The organism is Brevibacillus gelatini (genome assembly GCF_003710935.1).
Lineage (GTDB): Bacteria > Bacillota > Bacilli > Brevibacillales > Brevibacillaceae > Brevibacillus > Brevibacillus gelatini.
The window spans coordinates 1-24,393 of the sequence record NZ_RHHS01000033.1 but is presented as its reverse complement, the minus strand read 5'-3'; the positions used below and the strand labels follow the sequence as shown (position 1 = coordinate 24,393).

Here is a 24,393-nt window from a genome sequence, read left to right as displayed (position 1 = left end):
CCCCTTTTTTCACAAACGAAAAAGGGGCTGCAACGCATGTATACGTTCGCATCCACCCTTCTCATCTATCAAGATCCAACCAATCTTGTAGGAATTGGCACCGCGACGTCCATTTTCCAAAAAATGAACCGGTTGCCGGGCTTCATAGGGCCTGTCCCTCCGCCTCTCTTGATAAGAAAGATTTCTACGTATATGATGTTCGGTTTTTCAATTTTGATGATACAAACCGGATTATATCCCTTTTGAAAATATCCCGTCAATAGCAATCACAGGAAAAACTTTTTTGATCTACTTTTTGTAAAACATCTGCCCGAAACCGCATCAAAAAAACAGCACACTCAATCTGGCGTGCTGTTTTCGTTGCTTTCTGTCGTGCCATTCGTTTGCGAAACCGACGCTTCTGTCGGCGGCTGCAATTTTTCCTGAATGAAGGACTGAACCTGATCGACATCGGGAATGAGTACCGCGCCTGCCCGATGGGATTCACGAAACATTCCCATAGGCGGCAGTTGGTAGTTGCCTGGCTCCACGGTGTTCAGTTTCAGCCCAAGCGCAGACAGTTTCAGCATATCCATGGAACTGATGTTTGTCTGGATATACGGCGTCACTTCTTTGAGGATCGACGGCAACTGCATCAGTGTCGCGCCGCTCTTCATCTGGCTAACTACAGCCGTCAGCAGCTTGCGTTGACGCTCTGTACGCGTGTAGTCGGATGTTGCGTCATGACGGAAACGTACGTATTGCAGAGCCTTGTCTCCATCCAGTTGCTGCAGGCCCTTTTTCAAATTAATATCGTAGACGCCTTTATCTGTCGGGTCATGGTAATACATATTTTTTTCCACATCAATCTCGACGCCGCCAACGGAGTCGATCAATGCCTTGAAGCCTTCAAAATCTGTGATGACGTAGCGGTCCACAGGAAGTCCTGTAAACTGGCTGACGGTCTTCATCGCCAGCTCCGGTCCTCCGTCCACAATCGCGGAGTTGATGCGCGAGCTGCCGTGCCCCGGAATGTCCACGTACGTATCTCGCAAAATGGAAAATACATCGTAACGCTTGGAGACGGGGTCGATGCTGACCAGCATCATCGAGTCCGAACGGGGAAGCCCGTTGTTTTTCATTCCCCTGCGGTCCACCCCCATCAAGAGGATGTTCACCCGCTCTTCGCCGTCCCATTCGGGAATCTCGGCCGCTTTCGTCGAGGCCCCTCCATCAAGGGCAGGCGTAATGACATTGGGCTCTTGAATATCTTGAGCAAATTGATAAAAAGAGTATCCGTAGTAACCTGCTGTCGCGGCAACCACGACGAGCATCAGGAGCAACACCCGTTTCCACATTCGCATAAAAAATGACTCCACCTTTTGTTCTCGGTATCACATGGGCACATCCCACCACTTGTTTAGTATACTCGAATCTTTCCGTTATGGAGCAGCCTTTATTTGGTGGATCTTGCTGAAAATATAAAACAAGACGCCCGTTCCCGAGCGTCTCGTCATGGTCGTTTTTGCTTATTTGTACGTGTCGTAAGCGGTAGTCAACAGGTTTGCGATCGTTTGCAGATCATTGTTCTCGATCTGATGGCGCTCGATCATCGTCATGATTTTGCCGTCCTTCATGATCGCAAAAGACGGGGACGATGGCGCGTAGCCTTCGAAATACTCGCGTGCTTTTGCTGTTGCTTCCTTGTCTTGACCTGCAAATACGGTGTAGAGGTTGTCTGGCTTGGAAGGATGGTTCAAGGAATGAACCACTGCCGGCCGAGCCAATCCTGCCGCGCAGCCACAAACAGAGTTTACGACGACCAAAGTCAGACCTTTTGCATTTGGCAGCGTCTGCTCAACCTCTTCTGCTGTGCGCAGTTCTACAAATCCGTTGCGAGTCAGCTCGTCGCGCATCGGCTGAATGACCTGGCTCATATATGCTTCATAAGACATCATGGGGCAACCTCTCCTTTTGTATCACGTTTCCATATACGTAGTATTATAACCCGATCAAGTGTCCGGGAGAACGAAGAAGTGCTCCCATCCTACACTTCCATCAAAATGGTGAGAATCATCGGATTGCGGCCGGTCTTTTCATAAATAAACGGCTTGATGACTTCGTTGATCTGGGACTTCAACTCCGACCATTCCTTGATCTTCTTGTCCAACGCTTCCTGGAGTCGCTGGCGAACAAGCAGCGTCGCTTCCTGGATGAGCGATTCCGAACCGCGCACATATACAAAGCCGCGGCTGACGATGTCTGGTCCGGTGAGAATCTTGAAGTTTTTCATGTCGAGACTGACGACGACGACCATCAGGCCATCCTCTGCCAGATGCTTGCGGTCGCGCAGGACGATGTTGCCTACGTCGCCGATGCCGCTGCCGTCGATCAGCACGATGCCGGCGTGAACCTTGCTGAGCCATGCCTTTTCGCGGTTGCAGTTCAGCACCTCGCCGTTGTCCATGATGAAAATGTTGCTCTCGTCAATGCCTACCTGCTGCGCCAGTTTCGCGTGCGTTTTCAGCATCCGGTACTCCCCGTGAATCGGGATAAAGTACTTGGGACGAATAAAGCTGAGCATGAGCATCAACTCTTCGCTGCTGCCGTGACCGGACGCGTGAATGTCAAACACGTGACTGAGCACGACGTTCGCACCTGCGCGGTACAGCTTGTCGATCGTCCGGCTTACATTAATCGTGTTGCCCGGAATCGGGGAAGCCGAAATGATGACGGTGTCCTCTGGATAGATCGACACGTTGCGGTGCGATCCGGAAGCGATTCGGGTCAGTGCCGCCATCGGCTCGCCCTGGCTACCCGTGCAAATAATCAGCACCTGGTTGTCGGCGTAGTTGTCAATGTGCTTGATGTCAATCAGCATGCCCTCCGGCATCTGAATGTAACCCAGTTCTTGTCCAATCATGAACACTTTTTCCATACTGCGGCCGATCACCGCTACTTTGCGATTGCACTGCTCGGCAGCGTCTACCACCTGCTGCAGACGATGCACATTGGACGCGAATGTCGCCAGGATGATCCGGCCGCGCGCTTTGCGCACCACGTCGAGAATCCCTTCGCCAACGGTGCGCTCCGACATGGTGAAGCCGTAGCGCTCACTGTTCGTACTGTCCGAGAGCAGCGCCAAAACGTCACCGCTCGCCCCGATTCTGGCAATCTTGCCGTACTCGGTCGTCTGTCCGACTGGCGTCATGTCGAATTTGAAGTCACCTGTATGGATGACCATTCCTTCCGGTGTATGAATCACAACCCCGAGCGAATCCGGGATGCTGTGATTGGTGCGGAAAAAGGTCGCCTTCAAGCGGTTGAACGGAATTTCCGTATCTTCCGAGATTGGAATCATCTTCACATCGTTTTGCATGCGATGCTCTTCCAGCTTCGCCTTGACCAAGCCCAGGGTCAGACGGCCGCCGTAGATCGGCACATTGATTTGTTTGAAAATATAAGGAATCGCTCCAATGTGATCCTCATGTCCGTGCGTTAACAAAAGTGCTTTAATCTTGTGCTGGTTGTCCACCAAATAGGAAATATCGGGGATGACCAGATCGATACCGAACATTTCATTCTCGGGGAACTTCACCCCGCAGTCAATGATGATAATTTCGTCCTCATACTCGACGCAATACATGTTTTTTCCGATCTCGCCGAGTCCGCCCATCGCGAATATCTTAACGTCGCTCAAACTCTTTCCTCCTAACATCATCGTGCATGATTTTGGAAACCCGAACCAAGCATGCCATTCTTATTGTAACACAACGCAAGGCGTTCGTTTCACCCAGTCTTGTCAAATCCACACATTCATCTTCGGTCAATAACCGAAAACTGATACGCCATCGCGGCTACTCTCTCGTTTGTTCCGCTCCCGGAAAAATTGTTCCATGTGGGCAGCTTCTTGGACATATCGGCTATCGGCCGCGATTGCAGCGTAAAAATCGGCAGGGTGAGCTTGCCCTCCGCACGCTTTCCGAATTGCAAAGATTTCCCACGAATGACATCCGAAAATGGCCTCAAAATAGATGGCAAACTTGTTCACCCGCAAAAAGGGGGTTTTACGCCATGCCAGCCTTTGTCACCTCGCTCTTTGCCCGGCGCGTCCTGACTACTCTCCTGGCAAGCCTGCTGCTTTTCTTCTTCCAGTACGACCCTGCCTGCGCCCAACCGCCGTATGCCAAATGGGGCAGATTGGCGATGCAGGAGACGATGAAAAAATATCCGCATGCGCAGATCGTCGACTACCTGCACGTCGGGCGCACAGCAAAAACGCCCACCACGTCGGAAGAGACGTTCAAGCTCTTGCTCCAGGAGGGCAATCGCAGGTGGGCGCTTCTTGTGCATATTGAATTTGAAAATCAGACCGAGCATGTCGTGCAGATTACATTCGAGGAATCAGCCTGATTCAGTCTGCAAGCTGCTCCATTTCCTTCATCATTTGCTCCATGTCCATGTCGGCTGCCATGCCGTAGGCGCGGCGCATGTTTCCGTCGCCGTCGACGAGGAACATGCGGGCGGTATGGGCAAAGGAACCGTCAGGCTGCTTCAATACCGCGACTCCGAAATCCTTCGTCACCTTTTCCACCGTCTGGGCATCGCCGCGCAAAAACTTCCAGCCGCTCTGATCCGCCTTGAACTTCGCCGCATACTGCTGCAACACCTCTGGCGTGTCAAAATCCGGGTCAAAGGTGATGGAAATAAACTCAACCTTGTCGCCAAACAGCTTTTTCTCCTTGAGCTGCTCTTGCAGCTTGGACATGTTGTACGTCGTCGCCGGGCAAATGTCAGGGCAGTTGGTAAACATGAACTCGACCAGCCGCACCTTGCCTTTTCCTTCGGAGAACGTATACGTCGTGCCGTCACTGTTGTCCAGCGTAAAATCGGCAATCGGCTTCATCACGGGAATCGGCTCTTTTGCCATGTATTTGTAGCCCAACACGCCTACAATCGCAAGGATAATCACACCTGCGAGCACCGTAAACCAATGGCGCTGCAGCGCGGACCCGTGCTTCTGTGCTCCCTCACTCACGCATTTCTTCCTCCCCTGCTTTTCTCATGCGCCCGCTGCAATACCGCGAAAAGGCGCATGTTTCTTTTTGGGTGAAAACATCCGCATTGCCAGTTCGGTCGCAACCGTATCCGGCTTACACTTCTTTCTCGCCGGGCCAGGCCAGCATGCCGCCGACCATATTGGCAGCGTCAAAGCCCAGTTCAGACAAATATTCGGTCGCTCTGTGGCTGCGCGCACCGCTGCGACATACCAAGACCACCGGGAGATCCTTGTCCAGCTCGTCGATGCGGTGCGGCAAAAAGCCGAGCGGGATCAGCTTGGCCTCTTTGATATGGCCTTCGTTCCACTCCTCCACCTCACGCACATCAATCACCTGGAGCTTTTCATTTGCAGCAAGCTTTTCCAAGAGCTCCTGCGGTGTCATTTCCTTCACGCCATGACTCATCGCGTTTTTCCTCCTGTATGTACAATATGTACAATCGTTTCGTCGTTTTCTGCCACTCCCATCATATCATAGGGGCATGCCATTTTCTAACGACGAGGGCAACGAAAGCGCCGGGATATAGGGACAAATTTGTGACAGGTTTGTTTTTGGGCAAAAAGCGGTGCTGGCGGGCGCCTGCCACGGGTGGGCATGAGGAAAATCATGAAAATCCAACCTGAAAACTTATAATTGAATATTGACAGCTCCATAAGCTTTTCATACAATTATGACAACAATTGAAGCAAGTTCATCAAGAGCGGTGGAGGGACTGGCCCTATGAAACCCGGCAACCAGCAAGCAAGCCTTGCGCGGTGCCAATTCCTGCAGAATCCATAGATTCTGAGAGATGAGTGCACTCCCGTGTATAATCCGGGGCCTTCTTCTACTCAGAGGACGGCTCCGTTTTTTTATCCCCAATCCCCATATATGAAGGAGAGATAAGCATGTCTGACCAGCAACAATGGAAACCGGAAACCCTCGCTGTCCATGGCGGACAAGAAGTAGACCCCGTAACAGGCTCGCGCGCCGTTCCGATCTACCAGACGACTTCCTACGTCTTCCGCGACACGGAGCACGCCGCCAACCTGTTTGCCTTGAAAGAGTTCGGCAATATTTACACCCGCATCATGAATCCGACCCAGGATGCCTTTGAAAAGCGCGTGGCCCTTCTCGAAGGCGGCGTCGGTGCTCTGGCAACTTCCTCCGGTCAGGCAGCGATCACCTTTTCCATCCTGAACATCGCGCAGGCCGGGGATGAAATTGTCGCATCCAGCAGCCTGTACGGCGGTACGTACAACCTTTTTGCGCACACGCTCCCGCGATTTGGCATCAAGGTTCACTTTGTGGATCAGTCCAATCCGGAAAACTTCCGGGCGTTCATCAATGAAAAAACAAAGGCGGTCTTCTGCGAGACGATCGGCAACCCTCGCATTGACGTAGCGGACTTGCAGGCAATCGCGGACATCGCCCACGAAAACGGCATTCCGCTGATCGTGGACAACACGTTTGCTTCGCCGATCCTGTGCCGTCCATTCGAGCATGGCGCGGACATCGTGGTGCACTCCACGACCAAATTCATCGGCGGACACGGCACAGCCATCGGCGGCATCATCGTCGATTCCGGCAAATTCGACTGGAACAACGGCAAATTCCCGGGCCTGACGACACCAGACCCGAGCTATCACGGCGTCGTCTATACGGAAGCAGTCGGACCGCTCGCCTACATCATCAAGGCGCGCGTCCAACTGCAGCGCGACATCGGCGCAGCCGTCGCCCCGATCAACTCCTTCCTGTTCCTGCAAGGTCTGGAGACGCTGCACCTGCGCATGGAGCGCCACAGCCAGAACGCCCTGGCCGTAGCCCAATTCCTCGCCGCGCATCCAGCGGTCGAGTGGGTCAGCTACCCTGGCCTGGAAGGTGACGCCCACTACGCCCTTGCACAAAAATATTTGCCAAAAGGCGCAGGCGCCATCCTCACCTTCGGCATTCGCGGCGGTGTGGAGGCAGGCAAAAAACTGATCGAATCCGTGAAGCTGTTCTCCCACCTGGCAAACGTCGGCGATTCCAAGTCGCTCATCATCCATCCGGCCAGCACGACGCACCAGCAACTGACGGAGGAAGAACAGGCAGCGGCCGGGGTAACGCCAGGACTGATCCGGCTGTCGGTGGGCACAGAAGCGATCGACGACATCATCGGCGATCTGGAGCAGGCACTGCAACGGGCTGTTCAGGCTTCTGCTGTTAACTAGGTTTGCTTATATCGTAAAAAGCGGCACGCATCTCTTATGGGGGTTGCGTGTCGCTTTATTTTTTTGGGTGCTCGGCCCCTTCCTGCCCCGCTCATCGATTCCAGTCCGAAATCTATCTAACCCGATATACGAAAAATATTGAATTTAAGATTCGAAACATTTAGAATGGGACATACTACAAATACTGGAAGGATGATCGCCTTTTGAAAGTATGGAACATCGGGAGCGAACGCACGACCTACGAGGTACAATTCGACTTTTCGCCGCTTTTTGAAGCAGCGCTAGGCATCGCCGTTGCCACTTATGAGCAGATTCATCACACGCTGGAGCAGCCGCCCGCCCACTGGCGCGAGCTGATTGAGACGCTGCCTCCTGCTGTTCAGCGCGAGGTCGCTTACGCCAAGGCGCACAATACATGGAAGACGCTTTTACATCTGCTTCACCGGTACCGTCAGCAGCCTTTTACCAAGCTGGAAGCGTTTCTTGACTACGTCAGGCAATTGCCGGAGGAAGAGCTGCGCTATCAGGCACTGCCCTTTTTGGGCGAAGCGCGGCAAGCTTCCCGGCGAAAAGCCGCGCAAGGAAGCAGCGCTGATCGCGAGCTGCTGCAGGCAGCCTGTCGCAGCCACCTCTTTTTCGAACCATACATCGCTCATATTACTTCCGTAGACTCGGAAGAATTGCGCCAGCACCTGCTCACGCTGATGGAAGGCTGGTATCAGGTCCACATCGCGCCGCAGGAGGAACGCATTTGCCGCATGCTCGAACGGGAGATTAAGCAAAAGCGCGCCATGCAAGACAAGCTCGACCCGGAAGCGCTAGTGGAATGGGCGACCGGAGCAAGCTATCCGCCTGAGCCGACTGTCACCCGCGTCCTGCTGATCCCCCAGGCGGTTTATCGACCATGGACGGTGCAGGCCGATGACGCAGGCTGCAAAATTTTTTACTACCCGGTCGCCGATGAAAACTTGCGCGAGCAAATCGACCCGTATCAGCCGCCGCAGATGCTTGTCCAATCCTTCAAGGCGCTCGGAGATGAACAGCGGCTCCGCATGGCGAAAATGCTCGCAAAACAGGAGCTGACGCTGCAAGAACTGACAGAGGCGCTCCAGATGGCCAAATCGACGGTGCATCATCACTTGACGTTGCTGCGCGCAGCCCGGCTGGTCGAGACGAACGGAACCCGCTATCGCCTGCGCAGCCAGGCGCTCTCACAACTTCCGCTGCTGCTCGGACAGTTTCTCGACAGGGACAAATGATGTCAGTAGCCACAAGCACATCCGCCCTCTGGAAAAAACGTTCGTACCGCTACATCCTACTTGGCCAACTCACCTCCGAGCTGGGCGCCTCGCTCGGCACGCTTGCCAATAGCTGGATCATCTATCAGGTGACCGGCTCGCAGGTAGCCGTCGGGCAGATGTGGCTGCTCTACTTTGTACCTTCGCTGGTCGTGCAGCTTTTGGCCGGACCGTATCTCGACCGCTATGACAAAAAACACGTCATGCTGTTTTCGCAATGGATGCGCAGCATCGCGTTCGGTTGTTCCTTCGCTGCGATTGCGACCACGCCCGGCTCCTTGTGGCCGCTCTACTTGACCGCTCTCGTGAACGGCCTCGTCCAACCGCTGTACGTCCCGGCAAGCCAGTCGCTGCTTCCTGCTCTCGTCCCAAAAGACCAGTTGCTGCAAGCCAACGCCTATCTGGACAGCGCGCTGCGCATCGCCATGATCGCAGGTCCGTCGCTGGGCGGGATTCTCGTCGCCAGCATCGGCGGCGATTTGGTGCTGGCATTGGTCGCCGTCGGCTATGCGCTCAGCGGAGCTTTTCTTCTCCCATGCAAAAATGCTCCTGTCTTCCCTGCCCGGTTGACCGAATCGTGGTTTTCCATGTTCAAAGCCGGCCTCGCGATTTTTCGGGAAAAGCAGTTGCTTCTCTACCTGAGCCTGTATTCGGCTCTCGTGCAGTTTGCGGTAGGGGTCACACTCGTGCTCAACCTTCCGTTTGTGGCGGGAGAGCTGCGCGGAACTGCTTTTCACGTCGGGGTGTTTTTGGCCAGCTATCCGTTCGGCTACTTGCTTGGGACGTTTCTCGTGCCGCGGCTGCACAATGGACGCGAGCAGCCGCTCATCATGCTAGGCTCTCTGCTCATGGGCGGGGCGAGCTTCATCGCGTTAGGGTTTACCCACATGATCGGGCTGGCGATTTTGCTCGAAGTGCTGGCGGGTGTCGCCGCGCCGTTTTTCCAGTTGCACAGTACACGTCTCTTTCAGCTCCACGTCCCGTCCGCCATGATGGGGCGCGTCTTCTCCGTGCGCCTGCTGATCGTCCGCACGACCATGCCCGCAGGCATCTGGCTGGGCGGTACACTCAGCGACAGCTTCGGCATCCGGCCCCTCTACATCGCCATCGGAGCGCTCATCGTCGTCGCCGCCGTCAGCGGAATCAGTTTGCGAAAATTTGTAAAATACAGGATATTCCCTGTATAATAAAATCCGATCAACTGCCTTTCAATCCTATCTATAATAAAGGAGATTTTCCATGACCCATCCCGCTCTGGATAGCCTTTTATCTTCTGTCAACCGCGTAATCGTAGGAAAAGCAGAGCAGGTGCGCCTGCTGGTGACTGCTCTGTTGGCGCGCGGGCATGTGCTGCTGGAGGACTTGCCTGGCATGGGCAAGACCGTGCTCGCCAAAACGTTGGCGCAGGCCATCGGCGGGACATACAACCGCCTGCAGTTCACCGCTGACCTGCTGCCTTCCGATGTAGTCGGACTGCACGTGTTCAACCAGCGGACGAACGAGTTTGAGCTGCGCAAAGGACCTGTGTTCGCGGACGTTTTGCTCGCGGACGAAATCAACCGCGCAACGCCGCGCACACAATCCGGCCTGCTCGAATGCATGGAAGAACGCCAGGTCACAATCGAAGGTATCACGCTGCCGCTGCCCTCGACGCTGCTGGTGATCGCCACGCAAAACCCGCTTGAATCTGAAGGGACCTATCCCCTGCCCGAAGCCCAGTTGGACCGCTTTTTGTTCCGTCTGTCGCTCGGCTATGGCACGCGCGAGGATGCAAAAGAAATACTCCGCAGATTCCGCAGCACCTCTCCTTTGGAGACCGTGCAGCCTGTGATGTCTGTGGAACAAATCGCCGCCCTGCAAAAAGAAGTAACAGCCGTCCATGTCAGTCAGGCGGTGGAAGATTACGTCATCGACCTGACGGAAGCGACGCGCAGCCACCGCTCCGTCGATGTCGGCATCAGTCCGCGCGCCATGCTCGCCCTGCTGCGCGCAGCCCAGGCATACGCTTTTGTCTCTGGCCGCACTTATGTATTGCCAGACGACGTGAAGGCTGTTTTCCCGAGCCTTGCCGCCCATCGCATCCGCCTGTCCATGGAAGCGGAGCTGCATGTTACCGAAGAGGAAGTGGTGGCGCAGATCCTGTCGAGCGTGCCCGCCCCTGTCGAGGAAAGCGTGTAGCCGGATGGATACGAAGCAAACCTTTCATGTGATTGGCTTTCTCCTTCTGCTTTTCGCGCTGTTTTCCGGCAGTTGGTTTCTTTGGCTGCTTGGCGGTTTTTTCTTTTTCATGCCAGCCGCCCAAAAGTGGTGGGCCAGGTCGCTATCCAAATGGCTCAAGCTGGAGTGGACAAGCGACCAAACCCGCGTCATGCCTGGCACGCCTGTGACGATTACTGTCCGCCTGCACAATCGCTCCTGGCTGCCGTTGCCCTCTACATGGGTACGTTTTTCCTTGCCTGAGCACGTCACGGTCGACGGCGGCGACGAGGTAAACACAAGCAACCAGCGGACGGTAGTGCGGCTGCGCTTCGACTTGCCCATGCGCCGAAGTGCCACCCGAACCTTGACGCTTACCCCCCACAAACGCGGCACCGTCTGGCTGACGGAGATTCAATCGGAGACAATGCCGCTGTTCGCCGGGGAAGCCACTTCGTTGCCGTTGTCGCTGTCATTTTCCCTGCTCGTCTACCCGTTGCCGCTCCCGCTTCCTCCGCTGTCACTGGAAGAGACGCAGCCGAACGGAAGCAGGCTCTCGCGCCAACGGCAACAGGAGGATGTCACCTTTTTGCGGGGAACGCGGCCGTATATGCCGGGAGATCGGCTCAAGCATATTCATTGGAAAACGACTGCCAGGTCGGGCACGCTCGAAACAAGACTTTTCGAGCACACCGCCCATCCAAACTGGCGGATCGTCGGTCATATTTTGCCATCGTATGAACCGATGCAGCAGCGGCATAACGACGAGGTCAATGAACGGGTCATCTCCAGTCTTGCCGCGCTGTCCATGCTGTGCCGCAAAATGTCGATTGGCTACGAACTGCTTCTCACCGTCAGGCAGCGCGGTCGCGAGCATTTTCATATGCCTGCTGGCAGCGGCAAGACGCACCATCTGCACGTCATGACCCAGCTCGCGCAAATGCACCATTACGTGACCACACCGCTTGCCAGTCTACTTCGCCGTCTGGAGGAAAGTCCGGCAAAGGCAGCGATCATCCTCGTAACGGCGCGGCCAGAGGAATTGCCCCAGACGACTGTGGAGCGGCTGGTACGGCGTGGACACAGCATTGCCGTGCTCGACGTATCCGGGGAACAGGTGACGGTCAGGCAGTATGAACGGTCACATCTGGAAAAAAGGAGCGTGATCGCACGATGAGCTTTTCCCTCGTGGGCCGCTGGACGCTTACGTTTTGGCTGGAAACGCTGCTTGTTGGCGCATCGCTGATGATGCTTGGCTGGATGACGGCAGGTTTTGGTGCGCTGCTGTTCTTTTGCCTCGCCGGCTGTCTGCTCCTGATCGCGGGAAGCTGGCTGTATCACCACGGCGGCCGACATACCGTGCTGCATCTGCTGCTTTATCCGTTTGTGCTTGGCGTGGGGGTGCTCAGCTTTGTTCTGTACGGCTCGTGGCTGATCGCCCTCGCTCTGGCAGGCGTCTTTTTTTGGCGCATACAAGGAGCGGCGGCAAATGGCATCAGCCATGTCAGCCTGCTGCGGCGGTTCGTCCTGGCCTTCATGGTCTGCCTGCTCCAGCTTGTTGTCGCGGCTCTGTATGGAACAGCCGTTCATCCCGACACGTTTTCGCCTGCCCCTTACTTCGGCATGCTCGCCCTTGTTACCGGAAGCTACGTGCTGATCGCAATCGGAGCCTACCTGCTGCGGGAGGAAGCTCTCCCCATCCGCCTGCCTGCCCGCCTCCGTCTTCTGCTCGCAGGTCAGGTGCTTACAACCCGTCTGCTTTTGACGGTTGGCTATGTGGCGGCTGCCTCTGCCCTGCTCGGTATTTTGGCCCTGCTCTGGTCCTGGGTGAAGGGACCGCTTGGCACCGGGCTTTACATGCTGATCGAGCCTGTCCTGCAGCAGCTGACAGAGTGGTTTTCCGGGCTGTCGCAAGTATTGGACAAAGACCAGCGTGTTCATCATGCATTAAACAACGATGGGCAAGGCGGCAATCTTCCCCTGGACCCTGTCAGCCAGGGCGAGCCGCTCTTTTCCTTGCTGGAGCCTTATCTGATTGGGATTGCCGTCGTCGTATCGCTGTTTCTGTTGGGCAGGTACATGTGGAAAAGGCGCAATCGTCAAGGGCAGGCGGAGCAAAAAGCAGCAGCCCCCGCGATGGATCTGGCCCCGCTGCCTCCCTCTACTGAGGGCGAAGCGGCGGCCGAATGGGATGTCTCCAAATGGTTCCAAAAACCGTTTGGCCCAACGGATGACGCAACCCGCTACGCCTACTTCCGTTTTTTGCAGACGATGGACAAGCAAGGGGTCACGATTCACCCGCATGAGACGACACAAGAGTTTTTGCAGCGGCTGCAAAAGCATCCTGCACTGACAGCGGTACAGCTGGAGCTGGCAGGCAAAATCACTGCCTTCTACGAGCAGTATCGTTACCTGGAGCGTCCCTTGTCGCAGCAGGAGCTTGCGGAGATGCAGCAGGCTGTGCAAGCGCTGGTGGCCTATGGGCAGACAAGCGATCCAGGTGGATAAAACTCCCTATTATTATGTAAACTTTTACACAAAAAAGGGGCTTCCCCCATGTCCGCCATAGCGCGGCATGGAAGGTTGCCCCTCCTACTTACCAAAAAATGCAATTAGAATGCACGCACATACTGCTTCGGCGGTTGGACTTCGTCCGCCGACAGCTCTTGGATCGCATGCAGGGCCCAGTAAGGATCGCGCAGCATGCCGCGTCCTACTGCGACCAGATCGGTGTCGCCGTTGCCAAGCGACGCTTCCGCCAGCTTCGGATCGTCGAGGTTCCCTACCGCGATGACGGGAACGTTCAGTGCCTGCTTGATCGCCCGTGCATACGGAAGCTGATAGCCAGGATGGATTCCCGGACGTCCGCCGGAGCCGATTGGGCCCTCTCCGCCACTCGACAGATGGAAAATGTCCACGCCTGCTTCCTTGTACCTGCGGCACAGCTCGGTGCTGTAGTCCAGCCCGTAACCGCCATCCACGTATTCCACGGCAGAGATGCGCATGATGAGCGGCATGTCTTCTGGAATCACTTCCTTGATGGCGGAAATGATTTCCACGCCAAACAGAGCTTTGTCGCGTCCGTACTCATCTTCCCGCACGTTTGTAAATGGGGAGTGGAACTGGTGGATCAGGTAGCCGTGTGCGCCGTGAATCTCGATTGTGTCCATGCCTGCTTCCACCGCGCGTCTTGCCGCTTCCTTAAACTTGACGACCATCGCTTTGACTTCTTCTGTTGTCAGAGCCCGCGGGGTTTTGTAGCGGGAGCCTGGAAAAGCAATTGCAGATGCGGATACGGGAACTTCCGCGTCTTCCGCTTTGCGGCCAGCGTGCCCGATTTGGATGCCGATTTTCGCGCCGTACTTGTGGACTTCTGAGACGATGCGCTTGTACGCCGGAATCTGCTCGTCGGACCACAGCCCAAGGTCGTAGTTGGAAATGCGGCCGTCCGGCTCTACGTCTGTCATCTCAACGATGATGAGGCCTGTGCCTCCTACTGCGCGGGACACGTAATGAACGAAGTGCCAGTCTGTCGGCGTACCGTCCTGCGCTTCCACGGAGTACTGGCACATTGGCGGCATGACTACACGATTTTTCAGGGTCAATCCTTTGAACTGAAACGGGGTAGACAACAAAGCCATTTGTTCCACTCCTTACTTTTTTTCATTATCATGCCAAAAGTTAGCATGGTCTGCAAGCTTTGGTTGCACTTTGGGGATTGGCTTGTGGGCGGTTGAAAAAGGTTAGCAGGTTTTGCTTTGTCTGTGTCTTTGTTGGGACGTGGGATTAGACGAGATTGATGGAGTTCGGCGGTAGGATCTGTTTTAAAATGCCCGTTTATCGGAGCTTTTGGTGAGGCGAGGAAAGCTCGGAACACAAGCCCTGCCTGGTCTGCCACAGCTCCCAGTTTGCCCCACACTTCTTTCAGCAGCAAAAAAGCCACCCGCCCTAACGGATAGCTTTTCTCCATAACCAAAGACAAGACGCCTTCTCTATTATTCCGGCATGGTGCCGATGTAATTCGATTGTGGACGGATGATCCGGTTTTTCGCTGCCTGTTCCATAATATGAGCGGTCCAGCCAACCGCGCGGCTGACGGCGAATGTCGGTGTGAACAGGTTGTCGTCCAGCCCTACTGCACGCATGACGGCTGCGGCGAAGAACTCTACGTTTGTATTGAGCTTGCGGCCTGGCTTGTATTCTTCCAGCAGTTGCAGGCCGACCTTTTCCACGTGTGTCGCCAGATCAAACCACGGGTCGTTGGCAGACAGTTCGGAAGCGACGACGCGCAAGGCCGTTGCCCGCGGGTCGACTGTCTTGTAGACGCGGTGTCCGAAGCCCATCAGGCGGCCGCCGTTTTCCAGCCTGTTGCGCAGCCACGGCTCGGCGTTTTCCTTCGTGCCGATTGCTTCGATCATCTCGGTCACTTCGGATGGAGCGCCGCCGTGCAGAGGGCCTTTCAAGGTGCCAATGGCTGCCGTAATGGCGGAGATCAGGTCAGACTCTGTAGAGCTGACGACGCGTCCTGCAAAGGTAGAAGCATTCATGCCGTGCTCCTGCGTCAAAATCAGATAGGCATCGAGCGCGCGCGCATGGGCAGGATTCGGCTTTTCGCCTTTTAGCATGTACAGGTAGTTTGCCGTGTGATCCAGCTCCGGATTCGGATCGAGCGGCTCACGGCCTTCCAGACAGGCGAAGCGGTACGCGACAATCGTCGGCATTTTCGCCACAAGGGAAATAACCTCATCCATCGTCGTCGGGAAGCCGTGGGCAGAGCTGCCCAAAGCGGAAACACCGGTACGCAGCACGCTCATCATATCGACATCGGCCGGAATCAGCTTCAGGATGCTTTTTACATGTTCCGGCAATTCGCGGTTTGCTTTGAGCTTGTTCTTCAATTCGGCAAGCTCCTGCTCGCTTGGCAAATGTCCGAACCAGAGCAGGTGCGCAACTTCTTCAAATGTGTGATGAATTGCGAGATCGCGTGCCCAATGCCCACGGTATACAAGCAATCCGTTTATGCCATCGACCAGACTCAGGTCTGTTTCTGCTACCGCGATTCCCTCCAGACCGATAGCCAAAGGATGGTGTTTTGCCATGATCGCCACTCCTTTTTGATCCTTTTTCTTTCAGTATATCGGGAACCGCTTTGAAAGATAAATAGAATTAAAAATCAATATTAATCACATTTCGTAATCGTTTGTTATAACCGCAGCCCAGGCTATGGCGCTCCTTTGCTACCCGGCATTACTTGCGGCATCGGCGGATACAGCGCCTGCAAAATCTCCATGAAGTGCTTCGCAGGCTCGCTGATGCCGGCTTTGGGCACGAGCAGGTAGGAGGCGACCTTTGGCAAAACGAGTCCGGGCGTCGGCAGCTCGATAAAGCGATTTTCGAACAAATCCCGACTCACAGCCGAACGCGGCAAAAATGAGACGCCAAGCCCGTCTTCGATGAAGCGTTTGGTAATGTCCACCTGCGAGACAGCCATCGTGCGCAAGGCCAGTCCCCTCTGGCGCAAAAGCAAAAGCAGATCGTCCCAGTAGCCCGGGTGATTGTGCGTCAGCAAACGGTTGGACTGCACCTCCTGCTCCCAATCGGGCAGCGGCGCGTCCATGTCTCCGCCGTTGTGCGGGACCGCAAATACAACCGGATCTTCGTACAGCATGTACGTGTCCAGTTGCAGCTCCCCGGGCACCATCCGGGTCAGTCCCAGGTCTGCCTGGCCACTCTGCACGAGCGGGCCAATATCGACCGAGTCGGCAATTTTGATCGAGATGTCCACATCAGGGTACAGCTTGGTAAAACGATGGAGCAAATGAGAGAAGCGGGCACGGGCAATGATCGGCGAGACAGCCACCTGGAGCTTTGCCCGGTATCCTTGGCGCCACGCCTGCAAATCCTCCATGCTGTGATGCCACTGTTCCAAAAGCCCTTTTGCATGCGGCAGGTAGCGCTTGCCTGCTTCCGTCAGCCGAACCCGTTTGCCGACCCGTTCAAACAGCTTGATCCCCAGCTCCTTTTCCAATTGCCGGATATGTTGGCTGACAGTGGGCTGGGCAATAAACAACGCCTCAGCGGTCTGGTGAAAATTTTCAGTCGTAGCCGCCACCAGAAACGTTTGCAGCACGCGAAAGTCCACGCGATTCTCCTCCTATCCATCCCTTGTCTCTTTCGCACAAAAAGCAGCTTGTACTATCCATTTTCGTCGATTCACGCGGGAAAAGAAAGAAATCATCTGACAAATCGGCCTCAGCGAGAAAATAGTTAACAGACCCCCTGTATTTTTGGGTCTTTCTTCCTCATTTTTGCAATATTTTACTGGAAATCACTTTCAAACCTCCTCCTTATGGTACAATACGAAATTGAGTGCGAAAAACCATTTGCCATTCGCACCTTAAAAGAGAGAGAGTCAAAAAGGGGAGGAACTCATGGAAACCACAACAAGCGTGAACCCGCCACGTAAAAGCTTGAAAAAACCGCTATTGATTGCCGGAGCGGCTGCAGTCGTTGTTTTGGGCGGGCTCGGAACGGCCTACGCCAAATTCGACCTGTTCAAAAGCCCAAAAACCATTTATCTGCAATCCGAAGCAGAGAGCATGTTGAAGTTCTCATCTGACATCTCCAAGGCTTATGGGGAATACGAGGACTACATGAAGCCTTATCTGGAAAAACCTGTACACTCCACAACGGAGCTGTCTGACATTACAGTAGATGCGGCACTCACAGACCCGCAAGCCCAGAAGGTGCTTGAACTGTTGAAGAGTGCAAAAATCGTCGTGCAAAGCAACATCGACGAGCAAAAAAATCAGCAGCAAGGCAACCTCGAAGTCCATCTCAAGGACAAAAAGCTGGCTACCATGGAATTTTTCCTGAACGATACACAGCTCGGTTTTCGTTTGCCTGAATTTTACTCCAAGTATGGCTATATGGACCTGAAAGACCGCGATGTGTTCAAAGAAAAGTTTGGCCAAGAGCTGCCGAAGCGCTTCCTGACGTATCGCGACCTGATGAAGGCCGTTCAAATCAGCCAGGATGAAGTGAAAAGCGTCCTGGCACCTTACGCGCTGATTTACGCGGATTCGATCCAGGACAGCCAGGTGACTCTGAACAAGGGCGTGTCCTTCTCCGAGGAAGGCTTCCAGGAAAACGCACGTGAAATCACCGTGACCTTTACACAAGAAGAAGCGAAAGCCCTCGCAACGAAGCTCGCCGAAAAAGCAAAGGCGGACGAGAAGCTGTTTGACTTGATCTACACCCGCTACCACAACGTTGCGACATTGCTGGCGGACAGCGGCTATAAAGTAGAAGAAATCTCCAAGGAAGAATTCAAGAAAAACTACGAACAAAGCTTCGACAACCTGTTGAAAGAAATCAAAGACTCCGCCACAGACAGCAAGGAGCAACTGAAAATGGTCGTGCTCGTGGACGGCGATCACCAAATCCTGTCGCGCAAGCTGATGTTTACCGGAAATGACAACAAGCAAGAGCAACCGTTCTTCAGCAGCATCACTTACCAAAAAGGCGCAGACAGCCTCTATCGCTACGCCCTCCACAATCCGGAGGACCCGGCAGACGGCGAAGTGTCCTACGCGTTCAAGGCGACCGAGCAAAACGGCAAAACAAACGGCAAGCTGAGCCTGTTGGTAAAAAACAACGAACAGCCTACTTTTGATCTGACTTCCACAATTGAATCTGTGAAGGAAGGCCAAAAATCAAGCGGCAAGTACGATTTCGCCCTGGTCATGGCGGATAAATACAACCAGCCAATGGCTCTGAACGGAAACATCACCTTTTCCGAAACGAAAACAGATAACGGCCGCGACTCTGATAGCAGCGTGAAAGTCAACTTCGACAATCCGCTCCCTGACATGCCAAAAGGATTCAGCCTGAAGCTGAAATCCAAGCAGGAATTCGGAAAAGCGCTGGAGATTCCGGCAATGACTGCGGACAATTCTGTCAACCTCGCAAACCTCACAGAGGAGCAAATGATGGAAATCCAGCAGGAAGCAGGAACCGCAGCCCAAAAATTCATGATGGAAAACGCCGAACTGGTGCAGCAATTCATGCAGCCGTAAGCATCGCACCTGTGATAGGCAAAGACCCCTGTTCCAACGCAGGGGTCTTTTTCTTTACCAATATCCCGTGTAGACGATATATCCGATCGCCACGTAAAAAACGAGCCAGTCGACCGTGCGATAGAGCGTCTTTGGCAACGGCAGGCCGATCCACCCTGTCCGCAGCGGCCAAAAAAGCTGAATCCGCCCCACCAGCATATCGCTTGCCAGATGCGACAGCAATCCACAGAAAGCAGCCCAGCCCGCTGGCGTATCGCCCCAAAAAAAGGCAGGCAGCAGCAGGATGACCCAGGAGTGGGTGATCGTCCGGTGGCCCAGTCCTCTTTGCAGCATTTTCGAAAAGGGGCCGAAAAGATGCCCCAGCTTGCTCCGCGCCTGATCGATATCCGGCACCAGCGCCATCGTCGCTCCAATCACGCTGCCCTCCCAGGATGGGTACGCCCAGTAGCCCGCGATTGCGCCCAGAAGCATGTGTGTCTTCCACGTCATTTGCTGTTTTACACCGACTTTCCAAGATGTTCTCGTTCGCTTTTGCCCAATGGGTGTGAAAAGCTTTGCGGATCGAGTCGCTCTCCTTCAATGATGATCGCCGTCATGCCGACTCGGTTCCAGAAACCCTATCTTAGCGCAATTGCCGCCTCGCGGACAGTCTCGGATTTCCCCCCGCTTTGTGTTATAATCGAAGCAGGAGGAACTGGCCAATACACCTCCTCTTTTTTATGCCCGCGCACATGAGTGCTCCGTCAATCAGCGCCTGCAGCATGCTCCTGTTTGAACCAGATGTCTTTGTAGTTGGCCTGGCCGAGCGCATTTAACGAAACACCGGCAAGCGCCGAGTTGTAGACCGAATGCTGCCGCGTATGGTACAGGTACAAGAGAGCCGAGTGCTGCCCGAGCAATAGCTCGATAGCGCGCAGCCTCCTTTGCTGGCACTCCCCGGACTGCTCCATCATCAACTGATCCAGCTCGCGGTCGATTTGCTCGCGCAAGGCAGGACTCCACAGTTGGCGCACAAAGCTGTGATCCGAACGAAAAAACTCGACCATGCCCAAAATCCACTGTTCATCAAAAACTTCCCCCGCCAAAACGAGATCGGCTTGCCGCAACACGTCCGGCTTTTTCAACTCTTCGACTGGCACGACCGTTACCTCGACAACGACGCCGCACTCCGCCAAATGCCGCTGGACCCACTCTGCGTTGTTTTCGTTTCCCGCTCCCGCGTACGTATACAGCTTCAGACACTCGCCACAGTATCCGCTCTGCATGACGACGGCCCGTTTTTCCGCACTGCTCCCCTCGGCTGCCGCAGACTCCAATCCCGCGACTTCTGGAAAAAAACTGAAAGCACGCCCATAGCGGTTCCACCCCAGTTCCGCGATCATTTGCCTGCGCGAAAGAATGCGATCAAGCGCCTGGCGGAAAGCGGGAATTTGCTGCGGTCCTTGCCGATTCAGGTTAAAGGCGAGATAAGCTGCTCCCCGCTCCACCTGCTTTAGCTCCTGCCATCTGCCCAGCGGCTTCGGCATGTTCCACGCTGTCTGGAAGTGCACCTCTTTGGCTGCGGCAAAAAACTCTTCGCTGCGCTTGTCGAATTGCGGCACCACCCAGATTTCCACCCGGTCCAGATGAGCCCTCCCGAGAAAATAATTTGGAAATGCCTCCAACACGAACATCTGCTCATCATTTGTCACGAGACGGAAAGGCCCGCTTCCGACGGGCAGACGGCTGTACGCTTCCCCTTTTTGCTGCACCACGTCCCAAGGAACGATGGACAGCCGATCCGAGGCCAAATAGGCGGGCAGCAAACGGTTTGGCCGTCGCAGCTCGATTTGCAGTACGGTGTCCCGCAGCGCAGTCATTCGCACGACATCCTGCATCATCCACCGATACGGCGATTTCGTCCGTGGATCAGCTACCCGCTGCAGCGTCCAGATCACATCGTGAGCCGTAAGCTCGCGCCCGTGATGAAACAACACCCCTTTTCGCAAATAAAAGGTCCAGCTCGTCCCGTCCTCATTCGTCTCCCAGTAATGGGCCACGTGCGGCTTGTACGTGTTTTGCTTCTCGTCGTACCGGATGAGCGTATCGAAAATTTGCCTGACCATGTGCGATTCCGTCCGTCTGTTGACAAACGCCGGGTCGAGAAAAGGGATCGTCCGGTAAAAGGACATGCGCAACGTATCCAGCGTGCGCTGTTCCACCGTCTGACTGCGAAAGCCAAACTGACCGGAAAGCCAGTTGAAAAAGCGTTCCCGCCCGCTTGCAGAGAGCGGGGATTCATGGAGAAGCTGCATAGCCCGTTCCAGATCACCGCGCCGGATATGCGCCTTGGCGAGCGGAACGACGATCTGCTCCACACTGCGCACAAAGACGAGCCGCGATCCTCGCCCGCGCCCCCGGCCCGGCAGCCACTCAATCCAGCCATGCTCCAAAAACTGCTTCAAAATTTTTTTGACATTGCGAACCGTACAGCAAAAAATCCCGGCCAGCTCGCTCAACGTAATCTCCAGCGCCTCGCCCTCCGGCCTGTCGGGAAAATGCTGGCGCAAGCGCAAGTAATGATAAACAATCTGCATCGTCCACTCACTCTTCTCTTTAAAAGGGGAACTCTCTTTTCTATCACTCTACCCTTTTTCTTCCCCTTTTTCCAACTACAATGGAGTACAAAAAGGAGGGATGGATTTCCATGCTGGTCAACCAAACAAAAACGCTGGCCAATGCAAAAGTGCCCCAGCACGCCTCGATCTGGCGCAATCGGCCGTTTCTCATCCTGTTTTGCAGCTCCACTTTGCTTGCTTGCGGCAGCAAAGTGTACGAGCTCGCCTTGCCGCTTATTTTGTACGACATGACGCAGTCACCTGTGGCGATGACGACGATGAAAAGCATCGAGTTTTTGCCTAATCTGCTGCTCGCCATGTTCATTGGCGTATGGGTCGACCGCTTTTCCAAAAAGCGCTGGTCACAATGGATGGTGTTCGGGCAAATGGTGCTGCTGTTTTTACTGTACGGCTTGTCAGCAGCGGGACAAGCCCAGGTCGTTCACTACTACGTGGCCGGATTTTTTCTGATGGCCATGCACTACGGCTTCCACAATGCCCGGGTCAGCATGCTCAAGCAGGTTGTCCCTACTCCGCTGCTCACTTCGGCAAATGCCCACTTTTCCTTCATGAGCACGTTCATCGAGATCATGGGGCCTGCGATTACCGGCTTTGTCCTGCTGCTCGCCAGCCTGCACGCGGGTCTTTTGATTACTGGTATTGCTTATTTGCTGGCTCTTGTGGCCATCTCCTTTCTGGAAAAGGCCGATGCTCCCCCGGTCCAGAAGGCAGGCTTCTGGCAGGATCTGAAAGCCGGGTGGATCGAGCTTTTTCGCAATCAGGCCCTGTGGCGGATCAGCCTGCTCGTCATTTTTCTCAACGCGACTTCCGGCATGTATGACGCGATGATTATTTTTTTCGCCAAAGACCATTTGCATCTGGACACGTCTACGCTCGGGCTGGTGCTATCCGCAGCCGGGATCGGCGGCCTTGTTGGCAGTTCGCTGGTCGCTTCCCTGCGGCGGCGCTTTCCGATTGGGCAGCTGATGGGTACGACGATTTTGTTGCTCGGCTTCTCTTACCTGCTCATGGTTTTTGCCAGCAGTACGTGGATGCTCTGTCTGTCGCTGTTTCTCACCGGGCTTTTTTCTACCATTAATAGCGTTTGTATCTGGACGTTTCGCCAGGAGACTACCCCGGCCCATCTGATCGGGCGGATCAGCGGCATTACCGGCTCCATTTTCAAGCTGGGCATCGTCTTTTCCATCTACGGCTCCGGCTTCATGACGGTATCGTTCGGCCCGTGGGCGGTATTTCTCGCCGCAGCCGTCGGCAATGCACTGATTTTTTTCCTCTACCGCAGGCTGTCCTTGTGGCGGCTGGCGTGATCGCAGCGATCCTCCTGCTTTTGCCTAAAGAGAAAGAGCACCCGCGGAGCCGTCCGCGGATGCGTGGTATGCCTGGTGATCTTTTCGTTTCGTTACAGCTTTTGGATTACCTTGTCGATCAAGCCGTAGTCAAGCGCTTCGGCTGCCGACATGAAGTAGTCGCGGTCGGCGTCCTGTTCGATCTTCTCGACTGGCTTGCCCGTGCGCTCTGAAATGATCGAGTAGAGCATGCTGCGGTGTCTGAGGATTCGTTCTGCGGCGATCTTGATGTCGCTCGCCTGCCCTTGGCTGCCGCCCCACGGCTGATGAATCATGATTTCCGCGTTTGGCAGGGCGTAGCGTTTGCCTGGTGCTCCTGCCACCAGCAGCATCGCTCCCATGGAGGCCGCCATTCCCGTGCAAATGGTGGATACGTCCGGGGCGACGAATTGCATCGTGTCGATGATCGCCATTCCCGCAGTTACAGAGCCGCCGGGCGAGTTGATGTACAGATGAATATCTTTTTTCGGGTCTTCCGCCGCCAGAAACAGCAACTGGGCCACAACCGCATTCGCAACCTGGTCATCAATGGCGCTGCCCACAAAAATGATGCGGTCTTTCAGCAAGCGGGAGTAAATATCGTACGAACGCTCTCCATAACTCGTCTGCTCCACCACTACCGGAATCAGATTCATGCCAAACCCTCCTTTTATTTGTTCGTGGACAAAATGGTTGGATTACGCGGCCAGCCTCATGCTGCTGGCCTGCGGTGCAGCCGCTTTGCTTTTGCCAAACCCGGAGGAGACTTGCGTGACGACAGCCGGGTTGTCAGCTGGTCCCACTGTCCACGCGGTAACAGTGGCTTCTCCGTCCACTGCGCCACTGCGGCCGTCTCTTGCAGGCAGCACAATGACATTGCCCCTCTTGGATTCGGGCCGACTTTCCCATACGACGACCGGTCTTTGTTGGCCTGCTACTGTAGCTTCCGTCTTCATGACTGCTCGCCTCCTTCTTTTGGATACACCGCGAGAATGACCTGATACGTTTCCTGTCCCTGCGCTTTCGTCTGATACTTTTGGACCAACTGATTCACCAGTTGCACGTATTCCTCGACAAAAGCGCTCCGCTCTTCCTCACTGGCGAGACGAATGGTGGTATCGAGCGTGGCGCTCGGAATTTCTTTTTCCTGATCCGAACGCTCCAGCAAGAGCAGGGCATCGCGCTTGATCCGCTCAGCCGTATGGATCAGATGCGACAAGGCGCCCTGGTCCTTCATCTGCTGTACCGTTTCGTTCGCCCAGTTCAGCCCTTCCGAGAGCACGTAGGTTCGGGCGATTGCCAAATACAGCACCTCGACCAGATTGCGAACCTGCCGGCTTCCCACCCGCCTGACCAGCCCGACTTTTTCCAAAGCCTTCAGATGATAATTGACGCGCTGCGGAATCTCATTGATTGCACGCGCTACTTCCGCCGCTGACGCAGGCTCCACCAGTCGGCTCAAAATCTCCGCCCTGAGCGGATTCAACAGCGCCATCGCCTGTTCCGGCGTCTCGACGACATACGTTTCCAGTTGTTCGTGGGCCACAACAACACCTCATGACATTCAACATTTACGTAAAAATAGTTTATTACGTGAGGTTCCATTTGTCAAATGCTGGGCAAGCCCGGTGTGAGTCAAGCCATAGT

At 54.9% G+C, this 24,393-nt stretch carries 22 protein-coding genes and 2 riboswitches; of the genes, 9 read left to right on the top strand and 13 right to left on the bottom strand.

Annotation, left to right across the window (positions count from 1 at the left end):
- Nucleotides 1-58: 58 nt before the first annotated feature.
- A riboswitch (SAM riboswitch) is annotated at nt 59-178 on the bottom strand.
- Between the two features lie 160 nt (nt 179-338).
- The 3 genes from EDM57_RS14340 to rnjA form a co-directional block, all read right to left on the bottom strand.
- The gene (locus EDM57_RS14340; RefSeq protein ID WP_122905422.1) at nt 339-1,343 is read right to left on the bottom strand and encodes an LCP family protein; all 1,005 of its coding nucleotides are present in this window, start codon (nt 1,341-1,343) and stop codon (nt 339-341) included.
- 165 nt (nt 1,344-1,508) lie between these two features.
- Entirely contained in the window at nt 1,509-1,937 is a 429-nt protein-coding gene (locus EDM57_RS14335) for a BrxA/BrxB family bacilliredoxin (protein ID WP_122905421.1), read from the bottom strand.
- Nucleotides 1,938-2,026: 89 nt separating this feature from the next.
- Nucleotides 2,027-3,697: a ribonuclease J1 gene (gene rnjA, locus EDM57_RS14330; RefSeq protein WP_122905477.1), complete on the bottom strand. Its 1,671-nt coding sequence runs from the start codon at nt 3,695-3,697 to the stop codon at nt 2,027-2,029.
- A gap of 356 nt (nt 3,698-4,053) precedes the next feature.
- Between rnjA and EDM57_RS14325 the strand changes: the two genes are divergently transcribed.
- Complete coding sequence (locus EDM57_RS14325; RefSeq protein WP_122905420.1) at nt 4,054-4,392, top strand: YqzG/YhdC family protein; 339 nt, start codon at nt 4,054-4,056, stop codon at nt 4,390-4,392.
- Nucleotide 4,393: 1 nt separating this feature from the next.
- Here EDM57_RS14325 and EDM57_RS14320 read toward each other — a convergent pair whose 3' ends face one another.
- Complete coding sequence (locus tag EDM57_RS14320; RefSeq protein WP_122905419.1) at nt 4,394-5,017, bottom strand: SCO family protein; 624 nt, start codon at nt 5,015-5,017, stop codon at nt 4,394-4,396.
- A gap of 115 nt (nt 5,018-5,132) precedes the next feature.
- Complete coding sequence (locus tag EDM57_RS14315) at nt 5,133-5,444, bottom strand: rhodanese-like domain-containing protein (RefSeq protein WP_122905418.1); 312 nt, start codon at nt 5,442-5,444, stop codon at nt 5,133-5,135.
- Between the two features lie 283 nt (nt 5,445-5,727).
- Nucleotides 5,728-5,836, top strand: a riboswitch (SAM riboswitch).
- 90 nt (nt 5,837-5,926) lie between these two features.
- Here EDM57_RS14315 and EDM57_RS14310 point away from each other — a divergent pair.
- From EDM57_RS14310 to EDM57_RS14285, 6 genes are all read left to right on the top strand, one after another.
- Nucleotides 5,927-7,231 carry a homocysteine synthase gene (locus EDM57_RS14310; protein ID WP_122905417.1) on the top strand — a complete coding sequence of 435 codons (1,305 nt, stop codon included), beginning with the start codon at nt 5,927-5,929 and terminating at the stop codon, nt 7,229-7,231.
- A 203-nt stretch (nt 7,232-7,434) separates the two neighbouring features.
- The gene (locus EDM57_RS14305) at nt 7,435-8,490 is read left to right on the top strand and encodes an ArsR/SmtB family transcription factor (RefSeq protein ID WP_122905416.1); all 1,056 of its coding nucleotides are present in this window, start codon (nt 7,435-7,437) and stop codon (nt 8,488-8,490) included.
- Nucleotides 8,490-9,716 (top strand): MFS transporter, encoded by a 1,227-nt coding sequence (locus tag EDM57_RS14300; RefSeq protein WP_246005816.1) that lies wholly within the window; start codon nt 8,490-8,492, stop codon nt 9,714-9,716. Before EDM57_RS14305 ends, EDM57_RS14300 begins: the two co-directional genes overlap by 1 nt.
- A gap of 52 nt (nt 9,717-9,768) precedes the next feature.
- Complete coding sequence (locus EDM57_RS14295; protein ID WP_122905414.1) at nt 9,769-10,707, top strand: AAA family ATPase; 939 nt, start codon at nt 9,769-9,771, stop codon at nt 10,705-10,707.
- A gap of 4 nt (nt 10,708-10,711) precedes the next feature.
- The gene (locus EDM57_RS14290) at nt 10,712-11,902 is read left to right on the top strand and encodes a DUF58 domain-containing protein (RefSeq protein WP_122905413.1); all 1,191 of its coding nucleotides are present in this window, start codon (nt 10,712-10,714) and stop codon (nt 11,900-11,902) included.
- Nucleotides 11,899-13,233 (top strand): DUF4129 domain-containing protein, encoded by a 1,335-nt coding sequence (locus EDM57_RS14285; RefSeq protein WP_122905412.1) that lies wholly within the window; start codon nt 11,899-11,901, stop codon nt 13,231-13,233. The genes EDM57_RS14290 and EDM57_RS14285 overlap by 4 nt, the downstream gene beginning before the upstream one ends.
- 104 nt (nt 13,234-13,337) lie before the next feature.
- Here EDM57_RS14285 and EDM57_RS14280 read toward each other — a convergent pair whose 3' ends face one another.
- The 3 genes from EDM57_RS14280 to EDM57_RS14270 form a co-directional block, all read right to left on the bottom strand.
- Nucleotides 13,338-14,366: an NADH:flavin oxidoreductase/NADH oxidase gene (locus EDM57_RS14280; protein WP_122905411.1), complete on the bottom strand. Its 1,029-nt coding sequence runs from the start codon at nt 14,364-14,366 to the stop codon at nt 13,338-13,340.
- Between the two features lie 354 nt (nt 14,367-14,720).
- Nucleotides 14,721-15,824 (bottom strand): citrate synthase/methylcitrate synthase, encoded by a 1,104-nt coding sequence (locus EDM57_RS14275; protein WP_122905410.1) that lies wholly within the window; start codon nt 15,822-15,824, stop codon nt 14,721-14,723.
- Between the two features lie 122 nt (nt 15,825-15,946).
- Nucleotides 15,947-16,867, bottom strand: a complete 921-nt coding sequence (locus EDM57_RS14270) for a LysR family transcriptional regulator (RefSeq protein ID WP_122905409.1) — start codon at nt 16,865-16,867, stop codon at nt 15,947-15,949.
- 289 nt (nt 16,868-17,156) lie between these two features.
- Here EDM57_RS14270 and EDM57_RS14265 point away from each other — a divergent pair, with 289 nt between their 5' ends.
- A complete protein-coding gene (locus EDM57_RS14265) occupies nt 17,157-18,803 on the top strand; it encodes a DUF6583 family protein (RefSeq protein ID WP_122905408.1) in 1,647 nt (548 codons plus the stop codon).
- 54 nt (nt 18,804-18,857) lie between these two features.
- Here the strand turns inward: EDM57_RS14265 and EDM57_RS14260 are convergent, their stop codons facing one another.
- Nucleotides 18,858-19,292: a metal-dependent hydrolase gene (locus EDM57_RS14260; protein ID WP_122905407.1), complete on the bottom strand. Its 435-nt coding sequence runs from the start codon at nt 19,290-19,292 to the stop codon at nt 18,858-18,860.
- A gap of 254 nt (nt 19,293-19,546) precedes the next feature.
- Nucleotides 19,547-21,379 carry an ABC transporter substrate-binding protein gene (locus EDM57_RS14255; protein ID WP_122905406.1) on the bottom strand — a complete coding sequence of 611 codons (1,833 nt, stop codon included), beginning with the start codon at nt 21,377-21,379 and terminating at the stop codon, nt 19,547-19,549.
- A 110-nt stretch (nt 21,380-21,489) separates the two neighbouring features.
- Here EDM57_RS14255 and EDM57_RS14250 point away from each other — a divergent pair, with 110 nt between their 5' ends.
- A complete protein-coding gene (locus EDM57_RS14250; RefSeq protein ID WP_246005815.1) occupies nt 21,490-22,728 on the top strand; it encodes an MFS transporter in 1,239 nt (412 codons plus the stop codon).
- Nucleotides 22,729-22,820: 92 nt separating this feature from the next.
- Here the strand turns inward: EDM57_RS14250 and clpP are convergent, their stop codons facing one another.
- Genes clpP through EDM57_RS14235 form a run of 3 tightly spaced genes read right to left on the bottom strand, consistent with a single transcriptional unit; the run spans nt 22,821 to nt 24,292 of the window.
- Entirely contained in the window at nt 22,821-23,402 is a 582-nt protein-coding gene (gene clpP, locus EDM57_RS14245) for an ATP-dependent Clp endopeptidase proteolytic subunit ClpP (protein ID WP_122905405.1), read from the bottom strand.
- 42 nt (nt 23,403-23,444) lie between these two features.
- The gene (locus EDM57_RS14240) at nt 23,445-23,702 is read right to left on the bottom strand and encodes a hypothetical protein (protein ID WP_122905404.1); all 258 of its coding nucleotides are present in this window, start codon (nt 23,700-23,702) and stop codon (nt 23,445-23,447) included.
- Nucleotides 23,699-24,292: a winged helix-turn-helix domain-containing protein gene (locus tag EDM57_RS14235; RefSeq protein WP_122905403.1), complete on the bottom strand. Its 594-nt coding sequence runs from the start codon at nt 24,290-24,292 to the stop codon at nt 23,699-23,701. The genes EDM57_RS14240 and EDM57_RS14235 overlap by 4 nt, the downstream gene beginning before the upstream one ends.
- Between the last annotated feature and the right edge of the window lie 101 nt (nt 24,293-24,393).